The sequence below is a fragment of the Gammaproteobacteria bacterium genome, assembly GCA_029862005.1.
GTDB lineage: Bacteria > Pseudomonadota > Gammaproteobacteria.
Genome location: JAOTYD010000015.1, coordinates 64,414 through 80,941, shown reverse-complemented (window position 1 = coordinate 80,941; position 16,528 = coordinate 64,414). Strand labels below are relative to the sequence as shown.

Below are 16,528 nucleotides of genomic sequence, written 5' to 3'. Positions count from 1 at the left end.
TATAGGGCTGGCCCCTGTTCTCGGGACGCGACATTACGTGGTGCTCCTTATGCTCACTGTTCAGCCGGTTAAGCACTAATTTGCGTGCTGCTGCCCGGATCGCTTTCCATTCCCGTTTCTCGATTTTCCCGTTCTGATCCAGGTCATATTCGCGCAGGAATCTCTGCGGCTGTAATTTCCAGGTTTTAACCAGATCCTCTACCTGCTTCGCGATAAACTCATCAGACGGATTACTGTGCACGGTATGAAATCCCCCAAGGGCATATAATGTGCTGGCGGTCAGCAGCAAGCGCTCACGGAACCGGTAGTTTCCCAGGCTGAACCTGAACCAGGAAGGCTTATCGGGTACGCGTGTTTGATAGTCGGTGCTATGTCCATACCAGGTGATATCCACTTCGGGAATCACGTGCGCATGGTCGGGATTAATGATGCAGTCACCGGTATCATCAACCAGGCGGAACAGGTGGCTGCTGCGTTGATCTGAAATATTGGTCCAGGTCGTGCGTTTACCAGAACGTTTTCTTTTTTCGATCGTACAGTGATACCAGACGCAACGGCGATCGCTAAACGGTGAACGTATCTCGTCGTTGGGCAGCCATTCACCTAATCCCTTGAGCTCAACATGGCCTTGCGCGGCAGACCTGATCAGCGAGGTCGCGGTACTGCCCATGAAGCGATAGCGTTTAAGGACTTGATAAGAGTAATAGACCAGGTATGCAAACACAGCTGCCAGTAGAGCAAGCAGCACCAGGTACTCTATCCTCGGTAATTCCAGGATTTCAAATTCAATCCACGAAAACATAGCGGAGGTGTTGCGCTTGCTATCAGGTTTCGAATAATTCTTTCACATTAACATCGGCTGTTTCGCCGGCTTCAAACTCCAGTAGATCGCGCGGGCCGAAGCCAAACAGTCTTGCAACAATCAGGTCAGGAAAAGTTTCTATCGCAATGTTGTTGATATTGGAGGATTCGTTGTAGAACTCACGGCGGTCGGCGATCGTGTTTTCCAGCGTACTGATGCGCCCCTGCAAATGCTGGAAGTTTTCATTTGCGCGCAGCTCGGGATAATCCTCGGCCAGGGCAAATAATTGGCCAAGGCCCAGGCGCAATGCACCCTCCGCCAGACCCAGCCCCGGAACATCCTGATTCTGACGTGCCTCTGAAACCCTCGACCGCGCCTGCATAACTTTCTCCAGGGTTTCCTGTTCGAACTTCATGTATTGCTTACAGGTTTCTACCAGCTTGGGTATTTCATCGTGCCGCTGCTTGAGCAGGACATCAATATTTGACCAGGCCTTCGAAACGTTGTGCTTAACGCGAACCAGATGGTTGTAGATACTGACAACGTATATTACCAATGCCCCGACAATCACCCAGAAAATGATGCTAGCAATATCCACTAAATTATCCCCAATTATTAATCTATCCCTGTTATATAGAGATTATTTCAATAAAATCAAGGGCTTGCTATACGTCCAGGTTATTGACATTGAGCGCATTGGTTTCGATGAAGTCGCGCCTGGGCTCTACCTGGTCTCCCATGAGCGTGGTAAAGACCTGGTCTGCCGCTATGGCATCTTCGATTCGAACCTGCAGTAAGCGTCGATTTTCCGGATCCATGGTGGTTTCCCATAATTGATCCGGATTCATTTCACCCAGACCCTTGTATCGTTGAATATTCAACCCCTTGCGCGCCTCTCGAATCAGCCAGTAATAGACCTCGCTGAACTTTTGAACCTCCCGTTGTCGCTCGCCACGACTAATGTGAGATTCCGTGGTAAACATGTCCCCGACCTGCTCAACAAACTGGGCGATGGTCTGGTAGTCAGCACTATTAAAGAACTCGCTACTGAGCTCACTCGGGGTGGTAAGGCCGTGCAGACGCTTATCGAGGATGAGGCCAAAACGATTACTGTTTTCGTCGCCCTTGACTGACACTGTGTAGGATATCGACGCCTCGCTTTTCTCATTAAGTCGAGCAACCAGCACTTCACCCCAATCGCCAATCGCTTTTTCGTCCAGCAGGATGTCATCATTAACGGCTGGCAAATCTACCAGCTCTTGGAGTGCTTCAGCAGGAATATGCTGTGCCAGGCGCTCAAATATGGCCAAAATAGTTATGAATTGACGCGCCAAGTTTTCCAGGGCCAAATCTGATATCGCGGGTGAATCTGTCGTCAGGTGCAAACTGGCGCCTTCGATTGCGAGCTGTAATAAATAAGCATCCAGTTCCCGGTCATCTTTGACATATCGCTCCTGCTTGCCCTTTTTCACCTTGTAGAGCGGCGGCTGTGCGATATAAACATGCCCGCGCTCGACCAGTTCCCGCATTTGCCGGTAAAAAAAGGTTAGCAGCAGCGTGCGTATGTGCGATCCGTCGACGTCTGCATCCGTCATGATAATTATATGGTGATAACGCAACTTATCGATATCAAATTCCTCGCGACCGATACCGCAACCAAGTGCGGTAATCAATGTGCCCACTTCGGCTGACTGCAGCATTTTGTCGAAGCGTGCTTTTTCAACGTTCAGAATCTTGCCCTTGAGCGGCAGAATAGCCTGGGTTTTACGATTGCGTCCCTGCTTCGCAGAGCCCCCTGCCGAATCTCCCTCTACCAGGTATATCTCGGACAGGGCCGGGTCTTTTTCCTGGCAATCCGCCAGTTTGCCGGGCAATCCCGCGATATCGAGCGCCCCTTTGCGACGTGTCATTTCGCGCGCTTTGCGTGCTGCCTCCCGTGCTCTTGCCGCATCGAGGATCTTGTTCGTAATAGCACGTGCATCCGCCGGGTTTTCCTCGAGAAAATCCTTTAACCGCTCGCTGACAACGGATTCGACAATCCCCTTGATTTCTGAAGAAACCAGCTTGTCCTTGGTTTGCGAGGAAAACTTGGGATCTGGAATTTTAACCGATAAAACCGCGGTCAGCCCTTCTCGTGCATCGTCACCACCGGTGTTGGGCTTCTCCTTCTTGGTCTGGCTGTTTTCGATATATTGATTCAGCGTGCGCGTCAAAGCTGAACGAAATCCAGACAAATGCGTGCCCCCGTCTCGCTGTGGAATGTTATTGGTAAAACAGAATATGTTTTCCTGGTAAGAATCATTCCATTGCATCGAGACCTCTACGACAACATCATCCTGTTCCATGTTGATATCAATCGCTTTTTCATGAATAGGATTCTTGTTTTTGTTCAAATATTCGACGAAAGCTCGAATTCCGCCCTCATATTCGAAGATATCTTCCTTATTGGTTCGTTGATCAACCAGATGAATACGCACACCGGAATTTAGGAAAGACAGTTCCCGCAACCTTTTTGCGAGTATGTCGTAATGAAACTCGATATCGCTGAAGATCTGACGGCTGGGCAAAAAGCGCAGTTCGGTTCCAGTCTGATCGGTTTCTTTAATTTCTTCGAGCTTGCTCTGGGGTTCACCCAGTTTGTATTCCTGGCAGTAGAGTTTACCTTCCCGTTTTATGCGCAGGGAAAGCGTTTCAGACAACGCGTTTACGACTGAAATTCCGACACCATGCAATCCGCCGGAGACTTTGTACGAATTATCGTCAAATTTCCCACCGGCATGCAGTACCGTCATAATAACTTCCGCTGCCGAGCGCCCTTCTTCCTCGTGAATATCGACCGGAATACCGCGACCATCGTCCTTCACAGATATCGATTCGTCGGTATGAATGGTGACCATTATTTCCGAGCAATGGCCTGCCAGCGCTTCGTCGATCGAGTTGTCAACGGCTTCAAAAACCATGTGGTGGAGGCCAGTGCCGTCGTCGGTATCACCAATATACATCCCGGGACGCTTACGCACGGCATCGAGGCCTTTTAGCACTTGTATGCTAGAAGAATCGTATTTTGTCATGTATGGATCTAACTGCTTTTTTGAGGCTTTATTGTACCATGTTCCACGTGGAACAATTTAAATTCTTTCGCTTTGATGGGCCCCGGTACCACGCTGTCAATATTGCTGATAAACAACTGTAAATCCATTTCAGCAAGCTGCCCGTAGGCCAGTTTCTGCGCTTCATGGTCCAGTTCCGAATGCAGATCATCAATTAACAGGATGATGCGCTTTTCCTGCTTTTCGCTGACCAGTTTGAGCACCGCCAGTAACAGGGCCAGGCAAAGTCGCTTACCTTGGCCCCGAGAGACAAACTCGCTGACTTTCCTGCCATCGGAGGTCAAGTCAATGTCGTCCCGGTGAATCCCGATACTGGTAAAACCACTACGGATATCGCGCTCGCGATGGTCGCCGAGCGCGTCGGCAAGATCCCGGTGTTGCGGCCATCCCTGGTGATAATTCAGCTCTAGCGATAGACCTGACAAAATTTTGCCGAGTTCGGTTAACAGAATCTTGCCCAGATCTGCACAATACTGGTTTCGCATCTTGCTTATATTCCGGGATGGTTCCAGCAAGTGCTGATCCCAGTAATCCAGCAGTTCGGGATTCTTGCGGGATTTTAACAAGTGATTACGTTGCTTTAAGGCATGCCGGTACTGTCTCCAGTATTCGGCGTAATCCGGTTCCACGTGAAACAAACACCAGTCGAGGAAGGCGCGCCGCTGCTGCGGACTGCCTTCGATTAACTGGATGATATCTGCATTTGCAATATTGACCGGCGATCGTCTCACTAATTCGGAGCGCTTCCTTACGGTCTCGCCATCGATCCTGATTTCAAGCTTCCTGTCGTTCTTGGCCAGGCCTGCTTTATAGCCGTTGAAACGACCAAACAGGAGAAAACCCGCCTTACCGTGTTGAATACACTGTTTTAGCTGATGTGTGCGAAAAGAATGAGCCTGGCACAGGACAAAAATAGCTTCCAGCAAGCTGGTTTTCCCGGACCCGTTGGCACCACTGATCAGATTTAGCCGCGGATCAAAATCGAGCGTTGTGCTCTGCAGATTCCTAAAATCCGTCAGGCTCAGCTGACTGATTGCCATGCGGATCCCGGGTAATCCTATAGCCGCATCGGCATCACGACATAAAGACTGGAATCGTCCTCGCTGTCACTAATAATGGCGCTACTGTTTGAATCCTTTAATTTAACCTGGACTTTTTCAGAATCGATGACATTCAAAACATCAATGAGATAAGTTACATTGAAACCGATCTCGACGTCTGACTCATTGTAGTCGATCTGGAGTTCTTCTTCCGCTTCTTCCTGATCTGGATTGTTTGCCTGGATCGATAAATTGCCGGCTGTCAAAGTCAATCGTATCCCGCGATATTTTTCGTTCGATAAAATCGCTATTCTGCTCATTGAATTTTTCAGCGTTTCCCGATCAACCTCCATCGTTTTGTTACCATCAACCGGAATAACTCTCTGGTAGTCGGGAAATTTCCCATCTATCAGCTTGGTTGTAAAAACCAAAGCGTCTGTTTCGACGCGCAAATGGTTCTGACTGAGCACGCATTTAACCTGACTATCATCAGAATCCAGCAAGCGCGACAATTCGAGCACCGCTTTTCGCGGAATTATGATCTGTTTTTCGTCGGCAACTCCGGTGTCAAGACTGGTTTCGCTTAGCGCGAGGCGGTGACCATCTGTCGCGACCAGTTTGATATTGTCAGAGGATATCTCCATCAAAATACCGTTTAGATAATAACGCACATCCTGTTGAGCCATCGCAAAAGAGGTTTTATCAAACAATGATTTAAAAACATTTTGGGGGATTGAAAATGTTTGCTGCGCCTCGATTTCCTCAAGGCCCGGGAAATCCTTGGCGGGAAGCGCGGCCAGGCTGAAGCGACTGCGTGCCGATGTAAGCGATACTCTAGAATCTTCAATATTGAATTTAATTACCGCAGATTCCGGAAGAGCTTTGCAGATATCGAGTAGTTTCCGCGCTGGTATCGTGGTCTGAAAATCATCGCTGCTATCGGCGCTAATACGCGCGACCATTTCAATTTCGAGATCGGTTGCGGTGAGCGACAAGTCACCACCTATAGACTTAAGTAAAACGTTACCGAGAATCGGTAAGGTTTGTCGTCTTTCTACGGCACCAATCACTTGTTGTAAAGGCGCGAGGATATCTTCTCTTTTAATCGTTGTTTTCATTTGTATACTTAACTTGTTGTGTCTATTAGTAACTGCATTTCTAATGAATAACTCTGCTTTCTCTTTATTTTTCAAATAGTTATCAGGTTTTATTCCATTTTAAAACTGTCCAGCACCTCTTATTAAACTGTGAATAACCGCGGGATAAAAAGCCACATTTTTTTTATCACCACTTTATCCACAGCTACCCAGCCGTGTTCTCCAACGGGTTAATTGCTCAGCATCCGCGCCAGGATCTCAACATCTTCGTCGATGCGTCGGTCTTCGCCACGCAATTCTTCTATCTTTCGACAGGCATGCAACACCGTCGTATGATCTCGACCGCCAAAGGCACTCCCTATCTCGGGTAGGCTGTGTCGCGTCAACGTTTTTGCAAGCGCCATTGCAATTTGACGCGGCCGGGTGATCGAGCGGTTGCGCCGACTCGACAATAAATCAGCTACCCGGATTTTGAAATACTCCGCGACCAGTTTCTGGATGTTATCAATGGTAATGGGCTTATCCTGTACCGCCAACAATTCTCTTAGCGCCTGGCGAGCAAAGTCCTGGGTGATTGGTTCGCTGCTAAAGCGCGCATGTGCCACGACCCGTTTCAAAGCTCCCTCGAGCTCCCGAATATTCGATTTGAATCGTTCGGCAATGAAAAAAGCCACGTCATCAGGTACATCGGCTGCGGCTTGCTCGGCTTTACTGATCAGAATAGCTACGCGGGTCTCGAGATCAGGTGGCTTTATATCAACCGCAAGCCCCCATCCTAAACGGGATTGAATACGATCTTCGAGTCCTTCTATTTCCTTTGGAAAGCGGTCACAGGTGATGACCATCTGGGCTCGTGCCTCGTAGAGTGAATTGAAGGTGTGAAAAAACTCTTCCTGCGAGCGGTTCTTGTCTGCGAGAAACTGGATATCGTCGATGAGCAGGGCATCGAGACTACGGTACGAATTTTTGAAATCATTCATGCGGCTATGCTGCAGGGCTTTCACCATGTCAGAAACGAAACGTTCACAATTCACATACAAAATATTGGCTTCCGGATTGTTTTCGCGAATCTGGTTACCGATCGCGTGCATCAAATGCGTCTTGCCAAGACCAACACCGCCATATATGTATAACGGATTGTATTCCGATCCCGGATTACTGCTGATCTGTATCGATGCCGCCCGCGCCAGCTGGTTCGATTTTCCTTCGACAAAGTTCTTGAACTTTTGCGACTCGTTAAGACCCGAGGAGCGATAGGTTCGGGGAGGCGGTGCGGGCGCAACCGTTTCGGATTCTACTGGCCTGGCATGGGAACCAATCATCAGGCTGACCGAGATCGATTTGCTGTCATCGAGGCTGGTTACGAGTTCGCGAATTCGATCAAGAAAATGTTTGCGGACCCAGTCCATGACAAAACGATTCGGGGCCAGCAACTTCAGCGTGTTAAGTTCCTGCTCTACCTGCAGTGGCAAAATCCAGGTATTGAGTTGTTGCTCGCTGATTTCGCCTTCGAGGCAGGAAATACACTGTTGCCAAATAGAATTCAAAACATTCCCAAGTGTTTGTTTTCGCGTGCCAAAATGGACGGAAAAGGCAGCCTGCCCGAGTACTAACGCGTCGCGTAGACCGGTAAAAAGCCACTAAAAAGTAGATTTTTCGGCTCTATTACCCGCTTTTTGGGTAATTCCCCAGGTTCAGCCGATAAGGCGTAATATTATACTTATCCACAGCCCGAGCAAGAGCTGTGACCAAAAAAATTGAAGAATTTTTAGCAATTCACGATGTATTGGGTTGCGCGCTGGAAAATTGTAGAAATATTGGCGCCAGGTTCAATTAAATATTGACGTAACGCGGCACTAACAGTACATTGTCGCGCCTTGTTGAAATTGACAAACTAGAGAGCCGAGGCGTTTGACATGAAACGTACATTTCAACCCAGTAAACTTAAGCGCGCCAGAACGCATGGCTTTCGTGCACGTATGCAAACTCGTGGTGGGCGTGATGTAATCCGGGCGCGGCGAGCGAAAGGCAGAGCACGTCTCACTCCGTAAAGTGAATGCCAGTGTCAGCGAGTCTTTTCCGAGACAGCTGAGATTAACGCGCGCAATCGATTTTCAGCAGGTTTTTAAGAACAATATTCGAATTGGTGACGCCAGCATCACGCTTCTGGTCGGCAAGAATGCGGTCGATTGCCCGCGCATCGGATTTGCGATAGCTCGTAAACAGGTACCGGCCGCGGTCAAGCGAAACGCGCTGAAGCGCCTGTTTCGCGAGAGTTTTCGCAAAAACAGGCATCGCTTGCCGCCACGGGACATAGTGGTTATGGTGAAGCGCGAGATATTATTAACCAGGCCGGCTGATCTCCGGGCCTTACTGGATCAACACTGGAATAGCATCATCGAACAATGCAAAAGATCCTGCTAGTACTCATTCATGCCTATCGCTACCTGTTGAGTCCGCTGTTCGGCAACCATTGCCGATTTACCCCTTCCTGTTCCCGCTACGGTGTCGAAGCGATTGAAGCGCATGGTGCACTGAAAGGGCTGTGGCTGACGATTAAGCGTGTTGCCAGCTGTCACCCCTGGCACCAGGGAGGCTACGATCCGGTACCGGGCTCCTGCAATGAGCACAAGCATGGATAATTCGCGTCTTTTCCTGTTTGCTGCCCTGGTCTTCGTCGGTATGTTGATGTGGCAGCAGTGGCAGATTGATTATGGGCCGAAGCCGGATGCCGGCAGCGAAGTGGAATCGATTGGCGAAGGCCCGGTTGCAGAGCAGGGTGCTCCTATCGATGATCTGCCAGATCAGGCGGCGCCGATTACCCCGGGCACCGATACCACGACAGAAACATTGCCCACCGCGAGTCCTGAGCAGCAATTGGTAACGGTCGACACCGACGTGATTCGAGCGCTGATCGATAAGCAGGGCGGCGTGGTGCGATCACTTAAACTCAAGAAATATCCGACCTCGCTAGAGCAACCCGACGACTGGCTGGAACTGGTCCATAGTGCAACAAACTCGGTCCATATTGTGCAAAGCGGACTGCGCAACAAGGAAGAAAAAGCGCCCACGCATTACAGCGTTTACCAGGTTGAGCAAAGCGCTTACGAACTTGCCGATGGTCAGGATGAGCTGGTCGTGTCGATGCGCTGGAATCAGGACGACGTCGAGGTAGTCAAGAGCTATCATTTCAGGCGCGGTGATTACCTTATTGATGTAAAGCACCGGGTTGAGAATCGGTCACAGCAGGAATGGCAGGGCAGTGAATACCGCCAGATTCAGCGCTCACCACCGCTGGAAACGTCACGACTGCTTTATACCTATACCGGATCGGTGTATTACAACGAAGAAACCAAGTACGAAAAAGTAGATTTCGATGACATGGAAGATAGCCAGCTGAAGCTGGAATCTGATGGCGGATGGATTGCCATGATACAGCACTATTTTCTCTCGTCCTGGATCCCGGGACAGGACGAGAGAAACCTCATTTACACGATTGCCAACACGAAACGAAATCCGTCAACCTATACGATCGGGCTGCGCTCCGCGAACCGGGTGATCCCGGCCGGTGGCAACACGGAGTTCGTCAGCCAGTTATTCGTTGGTCCCAAGATCGTTAACCGGCTAGAAGAGATTGCTCCCGGCCTCGACCTCACGGTCGATTACGGTGTGCTTACCTTTCTCTCCAAACCCCTTTACTGGCTGCTGGCCTGGTACCACGGTTTCGTCGGTAACTGGGGTGTTGCAATCATACTGTTGACCCTCACGGTCAAGGCTCTGTTCTACAAGCTATCGGAAACCAGTTACCGGTCGATGGCAAAAATGCGCAAGGTCAGTCCGCGCCTCAAGACGCTCAAGGAACGTTATGGTGACGATCGCCAGAAGATGAACCAGGCGATGATGGAGCTGTATAAAACCGAAAAGATTAATCCAATGGGCGGCTGCCTGCCGATACTGGTGCAGATTCCGGTTTTTATCGCGCTTTACTGGGCGCTGCTGGAAAGCGTCGACCTGCGCCAGGCTCCATTTATCTTCTGGATCAAGGATCTGTCGGTAATGGATCCGTTTTATGTTCTACCGCTAGTGATGGGAATCAGCATGGTAATCCAGCAGCGGTTAAATCCGCCGCCACCGGACCCGATTCAGGCCAAGATAATGATGGCACTGCCATTCGTATTCACCGTTTTCTTTGCCTTTTTCCCCGCCGGGCTCGTGCTGTACTGGGTTATCAATAACGTGCTGTCGATTGCGCAACAGTGGGTTATTACCAAACGCATCGAAGCCGGTGCCAAGTAAACGGGTGCCGGGGATAACCAGCGCGTCATTTCTGCCATGCCATCGCATGAGACCATCGCCGCAATTGCAACACCCCCGGGAACGGGTGGTATCGGCATTTTGCGGCTATCCGGAAGCAGGGCGCTTGCCATCGGCGAGGCCATCAGCAATAGCAAGCTAAAGCCTGGCGTTATCCAGTTTCGACAGTTTTTTGATCCAGAGGGGCTGGTGCTTGATCATGGACTGTGTCTGTATTTCAGGGCGCCCAACAGTTTTAGCGGCGAAGATTGTGTCGAAATCCAGGCCCATGGCGGGCCGATCGTGCTCGACATGCTGCTGGAAAGGCTCTGTGAGCTTGGCGCCCGCCTGGCGCACGCGGGGGAGTTCTCCGAGCGTGCGTTTCTCAATGGCAAGCTTGATTTAACCCAGGCCGAGGCGATTGCCGATTTGATAATGTCGGGCAGCCGCGCGGCGACACGAGCGGCGATGCGCTCCCTCGAAGGCAGGTTCTCTCAGCAGGTCCACGCTCTGGTCGAAGAAATCATCAATCTCCGGGCCTATATCGAAGCGACGCTGGATTTTGCCGAGGAAGAAATCGATTTTTTGGACAATAGCGATACCAGCCAACGGCTCGAGGACTGCAGCCGCCATTTACAACAGCTGCTCGAGCAGGCCGAGCACGGCAGAACCTTGCAGGAGGGATTGAGCGTCACACTGGCCGGGCTTCCGAACGCCGGTAAATCGAGCCTGTTAAATTATCTCGCCGGATACGAGGCAGCGATTGTCACCGAAATTGAAGGTACCACGCGTGATGTGCTGCGTGAACATATATCGTTGAAGGGCATTCCACTCAAGATTACCGACACAGCGGGGCTGCGTGAACCCGAGAATCCGGTAGAGCGTGAAGGTGTGCGGCGCGCCTGGGAAACCATCGCACAGGCGGATGTAATCATCTATCTTGTTGATTCCAGCAAGGGATTAACCCCGGCAGACCGGAAAAATATTAAGGCGCTGGCGAGCGATAACCTGCAACTGGTATACAACAAAATCGACCTGGTAGATGCAGACCTGCCACGCGAGCCGGAAGCACTTTATATCTCAACCCTTGATGGCAGCGGCATGGAGTTGCTGATAGCGCATATAACCGGCCACGCTGCCGATTTCAACCAGGATAGCCAGGTCTTCATGGCGAGGCGGCGCCACGTCGACGCATTGTTGCGGGCGCAAAATTGCCTACAGCGGGCTGAGCAAACCTTTAAAACAACGCGCTCGGGAGAACTAATGGCCGAGGATTTGCGCCAAGCACAACAATCTTTAAATGAAATTACCGGCGAATTTAGCAGTGACGACCTGCTGGGCAAGATTTTCTCGACTTTCTGTATCGGGAAATAGTGCTGCTATGCGCGCTAGCATGGTGTCTGAAGAGAAGTCAGCAGCGCCTTTATCTCGGGTTGATGCAAGCGGCGCAATACCAGCATTTCGCGAAATGTTTCGGGGTCTTTGGTGAAGGTCAGTTCGCCGCTCAGCGGAAAAGCCTTGTCGTAGAGCCGGGACAGCCAGAAGCGCAATGCAGCGACACATAGCATATATGGCAGGCTGTCGATTTCGGCGGCCTCGAGACGGCGATGCTGCTGGTATGCCTCTAGCGTCGCGCTGATCCTTTCAGCAACCAGCAGCCCGCGGTTATCGATACACCAGTCGTTCAACAACACTGCAATATCAAATACGAAGCTGTCGCTGCAGGCATAATCGAAATCGAGAATGCCACCAAGTTCATTTTCCCTGAATAATACATTGTCGCGAAACAGGTCAGCGTGTATCGAACCCCGGGGCAGGCTGCCAGGATCAAACTCGCTGGTGGCATGCAGGGTCGTTTTGATGAGTCGCAGATCGGCATCGTTAAGACTGGTATCGAGCATGTCGGTTACGGCTATTATCCAGTCGATACCGCGCGGATTCGTGCGCTTACCCGGGTAGTCCTGTCCCACCAGGTGAAAGCGAGCCATCTCGGCGCCGATGATGGCACAGTGGACGGATTCTGGTTGGGGTCGCACTTCTCCATCGAGCCGATTAATGATTGCCGCTGGCCGCTGGTTCAGCGTCGAGAACAGGGCACCGCGCCGGTCTGCGACAGGACTGGAGCAGTGCAACGAGCGATTCACCAGGTGCTGCTGTAATCCCAGCATGTAGGTGAGCTCGTCATCGCTATGATGTTCGTAGAGGGTGAGTACGAAACACCCGGCCTCGGTATCGAGGTAGTAGTTGGTATTGGTAATGCCGGTCGTAATCGCGGAAAAATTTTGCAGTTTCCCTAACTCGTAGCGGGTTAGAAACTGCTCAAGTTGTGCTGGTTCGACGGTGGTGTAAACAGACATGAAGGCTCGCTATTTGAAGTCCCAAACGAACGAAGTCAATACTACGGCTGTGATATGATCCTGGTTCGGGCCTGGGCATTTTAGCGTATCTGGATGAAGCAAGAGAAACGAAAAAAACTGGTGCTGGTTGACGGCAGTTCCTACCTGTTCAGGGCCTACCACGCACATTTAAGGCGAGGCATCAATCTTACTAGCCCATCAGGGAAGCCAACGGGCGTCATCTACACGGTTCTAAATATGATAAACAAGCTAATAAAGGAAGAGGTGCCCGATCGCTTTGCTGTTGTTTTCGATGCCAAAGGAAAAACCTTTCGTGATGACATATATCCTGAGTACAAAGCTAATAGGGAACCGATGCCCGACGACCTCAGAGATCAACTAGAACCCCTAAATGAAATTATAAAAGCCAGAGGTATACCCTTAATTAGTATTGAGGGGGTTGAAGCAGATGATGTGATCGGCACCATGAGCCGCCAAGCCTCTGAACAAGGATACCAGGTGCTGGTTTCCACCGGTGATAAAGACATGGCTCAACTAGTGAATAAAAATGTGCGTCTTGTAAACACTATGGATAGCAAATTTATGGATGAATCTGGGGTAGTTGATAAATTTAATGTGCGAGCCGAGCAGATTGTCGACTATCTCGCCCTCATGGGAGATAGCGCGGATAATATTCCGGGTGTGCCTAAAGTAGGGCCAAAGACAGCAGCTAAGTGGATCGGTGAATATGGCAGCTTGCAGGCTGTGATGGAACATGCAGAAGATTTTAAAGGTAAAGTGGGAGAATACCTGCGAGAATCGCTAGAATTCTTGCCAATGTCTTATGAGCTCGCAACTATCAAGCTTGATTGCGATACGGGTATCGGTATTGACGAACTTGAGTTAAGAGAGAGTGATCCTGACACTCTCGCAGACTACTACCGCGAATTTGGATTCACGCGCTGGTACGATGAAATTAAAGGTGGTGAGGACAAAGTGGATAAACCGGCCGCCCCAAAGATGGATTCCGATTATGAATGTGTGCTCGACCAGGCAAGCTTTGATCGGTGGTTACAGCACCTGCGCAAGGCCGATAGTTTCGCCATCGATACCGAAACCACCAGCATCGATTACATGCGCGCGGAGCTGGTGGGAATATCACTGTGCCTCGAGGCGAGCAAAGCCTGTTACATACCGCTGTGCCACAACTACGAAGGCGCCCCGAAACAACTGGATAAGACCCAGGTACTGGCCGCGCTAAAACCAGTGCTCGAAGATTCAGCGATCGGCAAGATCGGTCAGAATATCAAGTACGACGCGCATATCTTCATTGGTGAAGGGATACGCATGCGCGGTCTCGCGCACGACACGATGCTCGAATCCTATGTGCTCAATTCGACCGCGAGCCGCCACAACATGGATGCTTTGGCGAAGTATTACCTCGATCGCGATACCATTCATTACGAGGATATAGCCGGCAAAGGCGCTAAACAGAAAACCTTCAACCAGATCGAGCTCGATCAGGCCAGTGACTATGCCGCCGAAGATGCCGACATCACGCTGCAACTGCACCAGGTGTTGAGTGCCGGATTGCAGGAGCATGACAGACTCGAGGTGGTTTACCGTGATATCGAAATGCCCCTGGTCGATGTGTTGCTGGAGGTCGAACAAAACGGTGTTTTGATTGATCGTGACCTGCTCAAAAAGCAGGGTAAGGAGATAGATAAAAAACTAGGCCGGATCGAACAGGCGATTTATCAACAGGCGGGTGAAGTTTTTAACCTGAGTTCACCCAAGCAAATCCAGGCGATTCTGTTCGAAAAGCTGGATTTACCCGTATTGCGCAAAACGCCCAAAGGCCAGCCATCGACAGCGGAGGACGTGCTCGAGGAACTCGCCGCTGATTACGAGATTCCAGCCTTGCTGATAGAGCATCGTGGTTTGAACAAGCTGATGTCGACCTACATCGACAAGCTGCCGCAGGAAATCAATTCGAAAACAGGGCGCGTGCACACCTCTTACCAACAGGCGGTTGCTTCCACCGGGCGCCTGTCATCGACCAGCCCGAACCTGCAGAATATTCCGATTCGTACCCAGGAGGGCAGGCGTATTCGCGAGGCCTTTGTTGCTCCCGCGGGCTACCGGATCCTGGCGCTTGACTATTCCCAGATCGAACTGCGCATCATGGCGCACCTGTCCGCCGATGAAAGTCTGCTCAATGCATTCGCGCGTGGCCTCGATGTGCATCGTTCAACTGCGGCCGAGGTCTTCGGTGAGGCGTTAGAGCAGGTTAGTCCTGAACAACGCCGTGCGGCCAAGGCGATCAACTTCGGGCTGATCTACGGCATGTCGGCATTTGGCCTTGGCAAGCAGTTGAATATCGGCCGCAACGAGGCTCAACAATATGTGGATACCTACTTTGAGCGTTATCCCGGGGTTAAGCGATACATGGAGGAGACCAAGCAACGCGCCCGCGACCAGGGTTATGTCGAAACGGTCTTTGGGCGCAGGTTGTATTTGCCGGATATCAATGCGCGCAATGCGAATGTGCGGCAATACGCGGAGCGCACCGCCATCAATGCACCGATGCAGGGCACCGCGGCTGACATTATCAAGCGCGCCATGATCGAGGTGCAGGCCTGGCTTGTCGATGAAGAACCGGACTGTAAGATGATCATGCAGGTGCACGATGAACTGGTTTTTGAAGTCACGGCCGGCGAAGTTGATTCCTGTCAGCAAGCCATTGCCGCATTAATGACCGGGGCAGCCGATCTTTCCGTAAAACTGGAAGTCGATGCCGGGGTCGGGCTCAACTGGAACGAAGCCCATTAGCAGTTGAAGTCGCTGGCAATTCAGCCGTCATTCCCGGCGGCCCGCCTGGTTACCAATCAGGGTCGATTTTTGCCTGTGCTGATCCAATTTGAATCGAGATACGTAATATTTTTAAGACGTTGTTGTCGGGCATTGAATTGTCCGAAATCGCCCCCAAATTATTACCAATACAGGCGCTTGGTACTGTTGTAGTAACCCCGGATTGAGGGAACTTTTACGGGTACCGGATGTCTACCGTAGTAGCGCTTTAGCCCAGCGCTATGTCCGTTCTCCCTCCTATGAGCGGACAACGATCCGGAAACCCCATCCGGATCACACGTTAATCCCTGGCAGTTATCTGCCAGGGCTTTTTTTATGCCGGAATTTGACCACGCGGGCAGATCCCCCGGTCACGTATCAGCAAGCCATTCAAGGCATTTCTGCTCCAGGGATTCGAGCCCGCGACGAGTTAGAATGGATAGCGTAGAGACACTCTGGTTCGGGTCCAACAGTTCAGCCCGGGCGGTCGCCATCGCTTTTTGGGTGGCAGCACGCGACAGCTTATCTGACTTGGTCAGCAGAATATGCAGCGGCAGGCTGCCTGCGATCATATCGATCAGGGCGCGGTCCAGATCACCGATACCGCGACGAATATCAACCACGATAACCAGTCCCTTCAGGGCCTGGCGCTCTAACAGGAAAGTCGTCAGTACCGCGTCCCAGTGATTGCGCATTTGCTTTGATACCTTGGCGAATCCGTAACCGGGTAAATCGACCAGGCGTCGATCCTGGTCCAGTTCAAAAAAGTTGATCAACTGGGTGCGCCCCGGAGTCTTGCTGGTTTTGCATAGACCTTTCTGTCGGGTCAGGCAGTTTATCGCGCTCGACTTACCCGAGTTGGAGCGACCCGCGAAAGCCACTTCCGCGCCCGTGTCCGGTAGCAGTTGCGAAAGCTCGAATGCACTGGTGATAAATTTGGCCTGCTTGAAGGAAATGCTCATGATGGCGTTCGCGTTAGTGTTGAACGTGCGGACCGGGT

At 51.0% G+C, this 16,528-nt stretch carries 14 protein-coding genes; 5 read left to right on the top strand and 9 right to left on the bottom strand.

Annotated elements, in window-relative coordinates:
• The 6 genes from OES20_11260 to dnaA all read right to left on the bottom strand — a co-directional run.
• The coding region (locus OES20_11260; GenBank protein ID MDH3635275.1) for an E3 ubiquitin ligase family protein at nucleotides 1-802 on the bottom strand (802 nt) is incomplete at its 3' end.
• Between the two features lie 22 nt (nucleotides 803-824).
• Nucleotides 825-1,400: a LemA family protein gene (locus tag OES20_11255; protein ID MDH3635274.1), complete on the bottom strand. Its 576-nt coding sequence runs from the start codon at nucleotides 1,398-1,400 to the stop codon at nucleotides 825-827.
• 67 nt (nucleotides 1,401-1,467) lie between these two features.
• The gene (gyrB, locus tag OES20_11250; protein ID MDH3635273.1) at nucleotides 1,468-3,873 is read right to left on the bottom strand and encodes a DNA topoisomerase (ATP-hydrolyzing) subunit B; all 2,406 of its coding nucleotides are present in this window, start codon (nucleotides 3,871-3,873) and stop codon (nucleotides 1,468-1,470) included.
• Nucleotides 3,874-3,881: 8 nt separating this feature from the next.
• Nucleotides 3,882-4,952 (bottom strand): DNA replication/repair protein RecF, encoded by a 1,071-nt coding sequence (gene recF, locus OES20_11245; protein MDH3635272.1) that lies wholly within the window; start codon nucleotides 4,950-4,952, stop codon nucleotides 3,882-3,884.
• 17 nt (nucleotides 4,953-4,969) lie between these two features.
• The gene (dnaN, locus tag OES20_11240; GenBank protein MDH3635271.1) at nucleotides 4,970-6,070 is read right to left on the bottom strand and encodes a DNA polymerase III subunit beta; all 1,101 of its coding nucleotides are present in this window, start codon (nucleotides 6,068-6,070) and stop codon (nucleotides 4,970-4,972) included.
• A gap of 209 nt (nucleotides 6,071-6,279) precedes the next feature.
• Nucleotides 6,280-7,596, bottom strand: a complete 1,317-nt coding sequence (gene dnaA / locus OES20_11235; protein MDH3635270.1) for a chromosomal replication initiator protein DnaA — start codon at nucleotides 7,594-7,596, stop codon at nucleotides 6,280-6,282.
• Nucleotides 7,597-7,965: 369 nt separating this feature from the next.
• On the opposite strand from dnaA, the gene rpmH reads away from it, so the two are divergent.
• Complete coding sequence (gene rpmH / locus OES20_11230) at nucleotides 7,966-8,100, top strand: 50S ribosomal protein L34 (GenBank protein ID MDH3635269.1); 135 nt, start codon at nucleotides 7,966-7,968, stop codon at nucleotides 8,098-8,100.
• Nucleotides 8,101-8,143: 43 nt separating this feature from the next.
• Here rpmH and OES20_11225 read toward each other — a convergent pair whose 3' ends face one another.
• Nucleotides 8,144-8,344 carry a hypothetical protein gene (locus OES20_11225; protein MDH3635268.1) on the bottom strand — a complete coding sequence of 67 codons (201 nt, stop codon included), beginning with the start codon at nucleotides 8,342-8,344 and terminating at the stop codon, nucleotides 8,144-8,146.
• Nucleotides 8,345-8,454: 110 nt separating this feature from the next.
• Between OES20_11225 and yidD the strand changes: the two genes are divergently transcribed.
• Genes yidD through mnmE form a run of 3 tightly spaced genes read left to right on the top strand, consistent with a single transcriptional unit; the run spans nucleotide 8,455 to nucleotide 11,716 of the window.
• The gene (gene yidD, locus OES20_11220; GenBank protein MDH3635267.1) at nucleotides 8,455-8,691 is read left to right on the top strand and encodes a membrane protein insertion efficiency factor YidD; all 237 of its coding nucleotides are present in this window, start codon (nucleotides 8,455-8,457) and stop codon (nucleotides 8,689-8,691) included.
• Nucleotides 8,684-10,345, top strand: a complete 1,662-nt coding sequence (yidC, locus tag OES20_11215) for a membrane protein insertase YidC (GenBank protein ID MDH3635266.1) — start codon at nucleotides 8,684-8,686, stop codon at nucleotides 10,343-10,345. Before yidD ends, yidC begins: the two co-directional genes overlap by 8 nt.
• Nucleotides 10,346-10,381: 36 nt before the next feature.
• Nucleotides 10,382-11,716 carry a tRNA uridine-5-carboxymethylaminomethyl(34) synthesis GTPase MnmE gene (gene mnmE, locus OES20_11210; GenBank protein MDH3635265.1) on the top strand — a complete coding sequence of 445 codons (1,335 nt, stop codon included), beginning with the start codon at nucleotides 10,382-10,384 and terminating at the stop codon, nucleotides 11,714-11,716.
• 14 nt (nucleotides 11,717-11,730) lie between these two features.
• Here mnmE and OES20_11205 read toward each other — a convergent pair whose 3' ends face one another.
• Complete coding sequence (locus OES20_11205; GenBank protein MDH3635264.1) at nucleotides 11,731-12,699, bottom strand: homoserine kinase; 969 nt, start codon at nucleotides 12,697-12,699, stop codon at nucleotides 11,731-11,733.
• A gap of 93 nt (nucleotides 12,700-12,792) precedes the next feature.
• On the opposite strand from OES20_11205, the gene polA reads away from it, so the two are divergent.
• On the top strand, nucleotides 12,793-15,510 hold the full coding sequence (polA, locus tag OES20_11200; protein ID MDH3635263.1) for a DNA polymerase I: 2,718 nt from the start codon (nucleotides 12,793-12,795) through the stop codon (nucleotides 15,508-15,510).
• 389 nt (nucleotides 15,511-15,899) lie between these two features.
• On the opposite strand, the gene yihA is transcribed toward polA, so the two are convergent.
• Nucleotides 15,900-16,490: a ribosome biogenesis GTP-binding protein YihA/YsxC gene (gene yihA / locus OES20_11195; protein ID MDH3635262.1), complete on the bottom strand. Its 591-nt coding sequence runs from the start codon at nucleotides 16,488-16,490 to the stop codon at nucleotides 15,900-15,902.
• Nucleotides 16,491-16,528 lie beyond the last annotated feature (38 nt).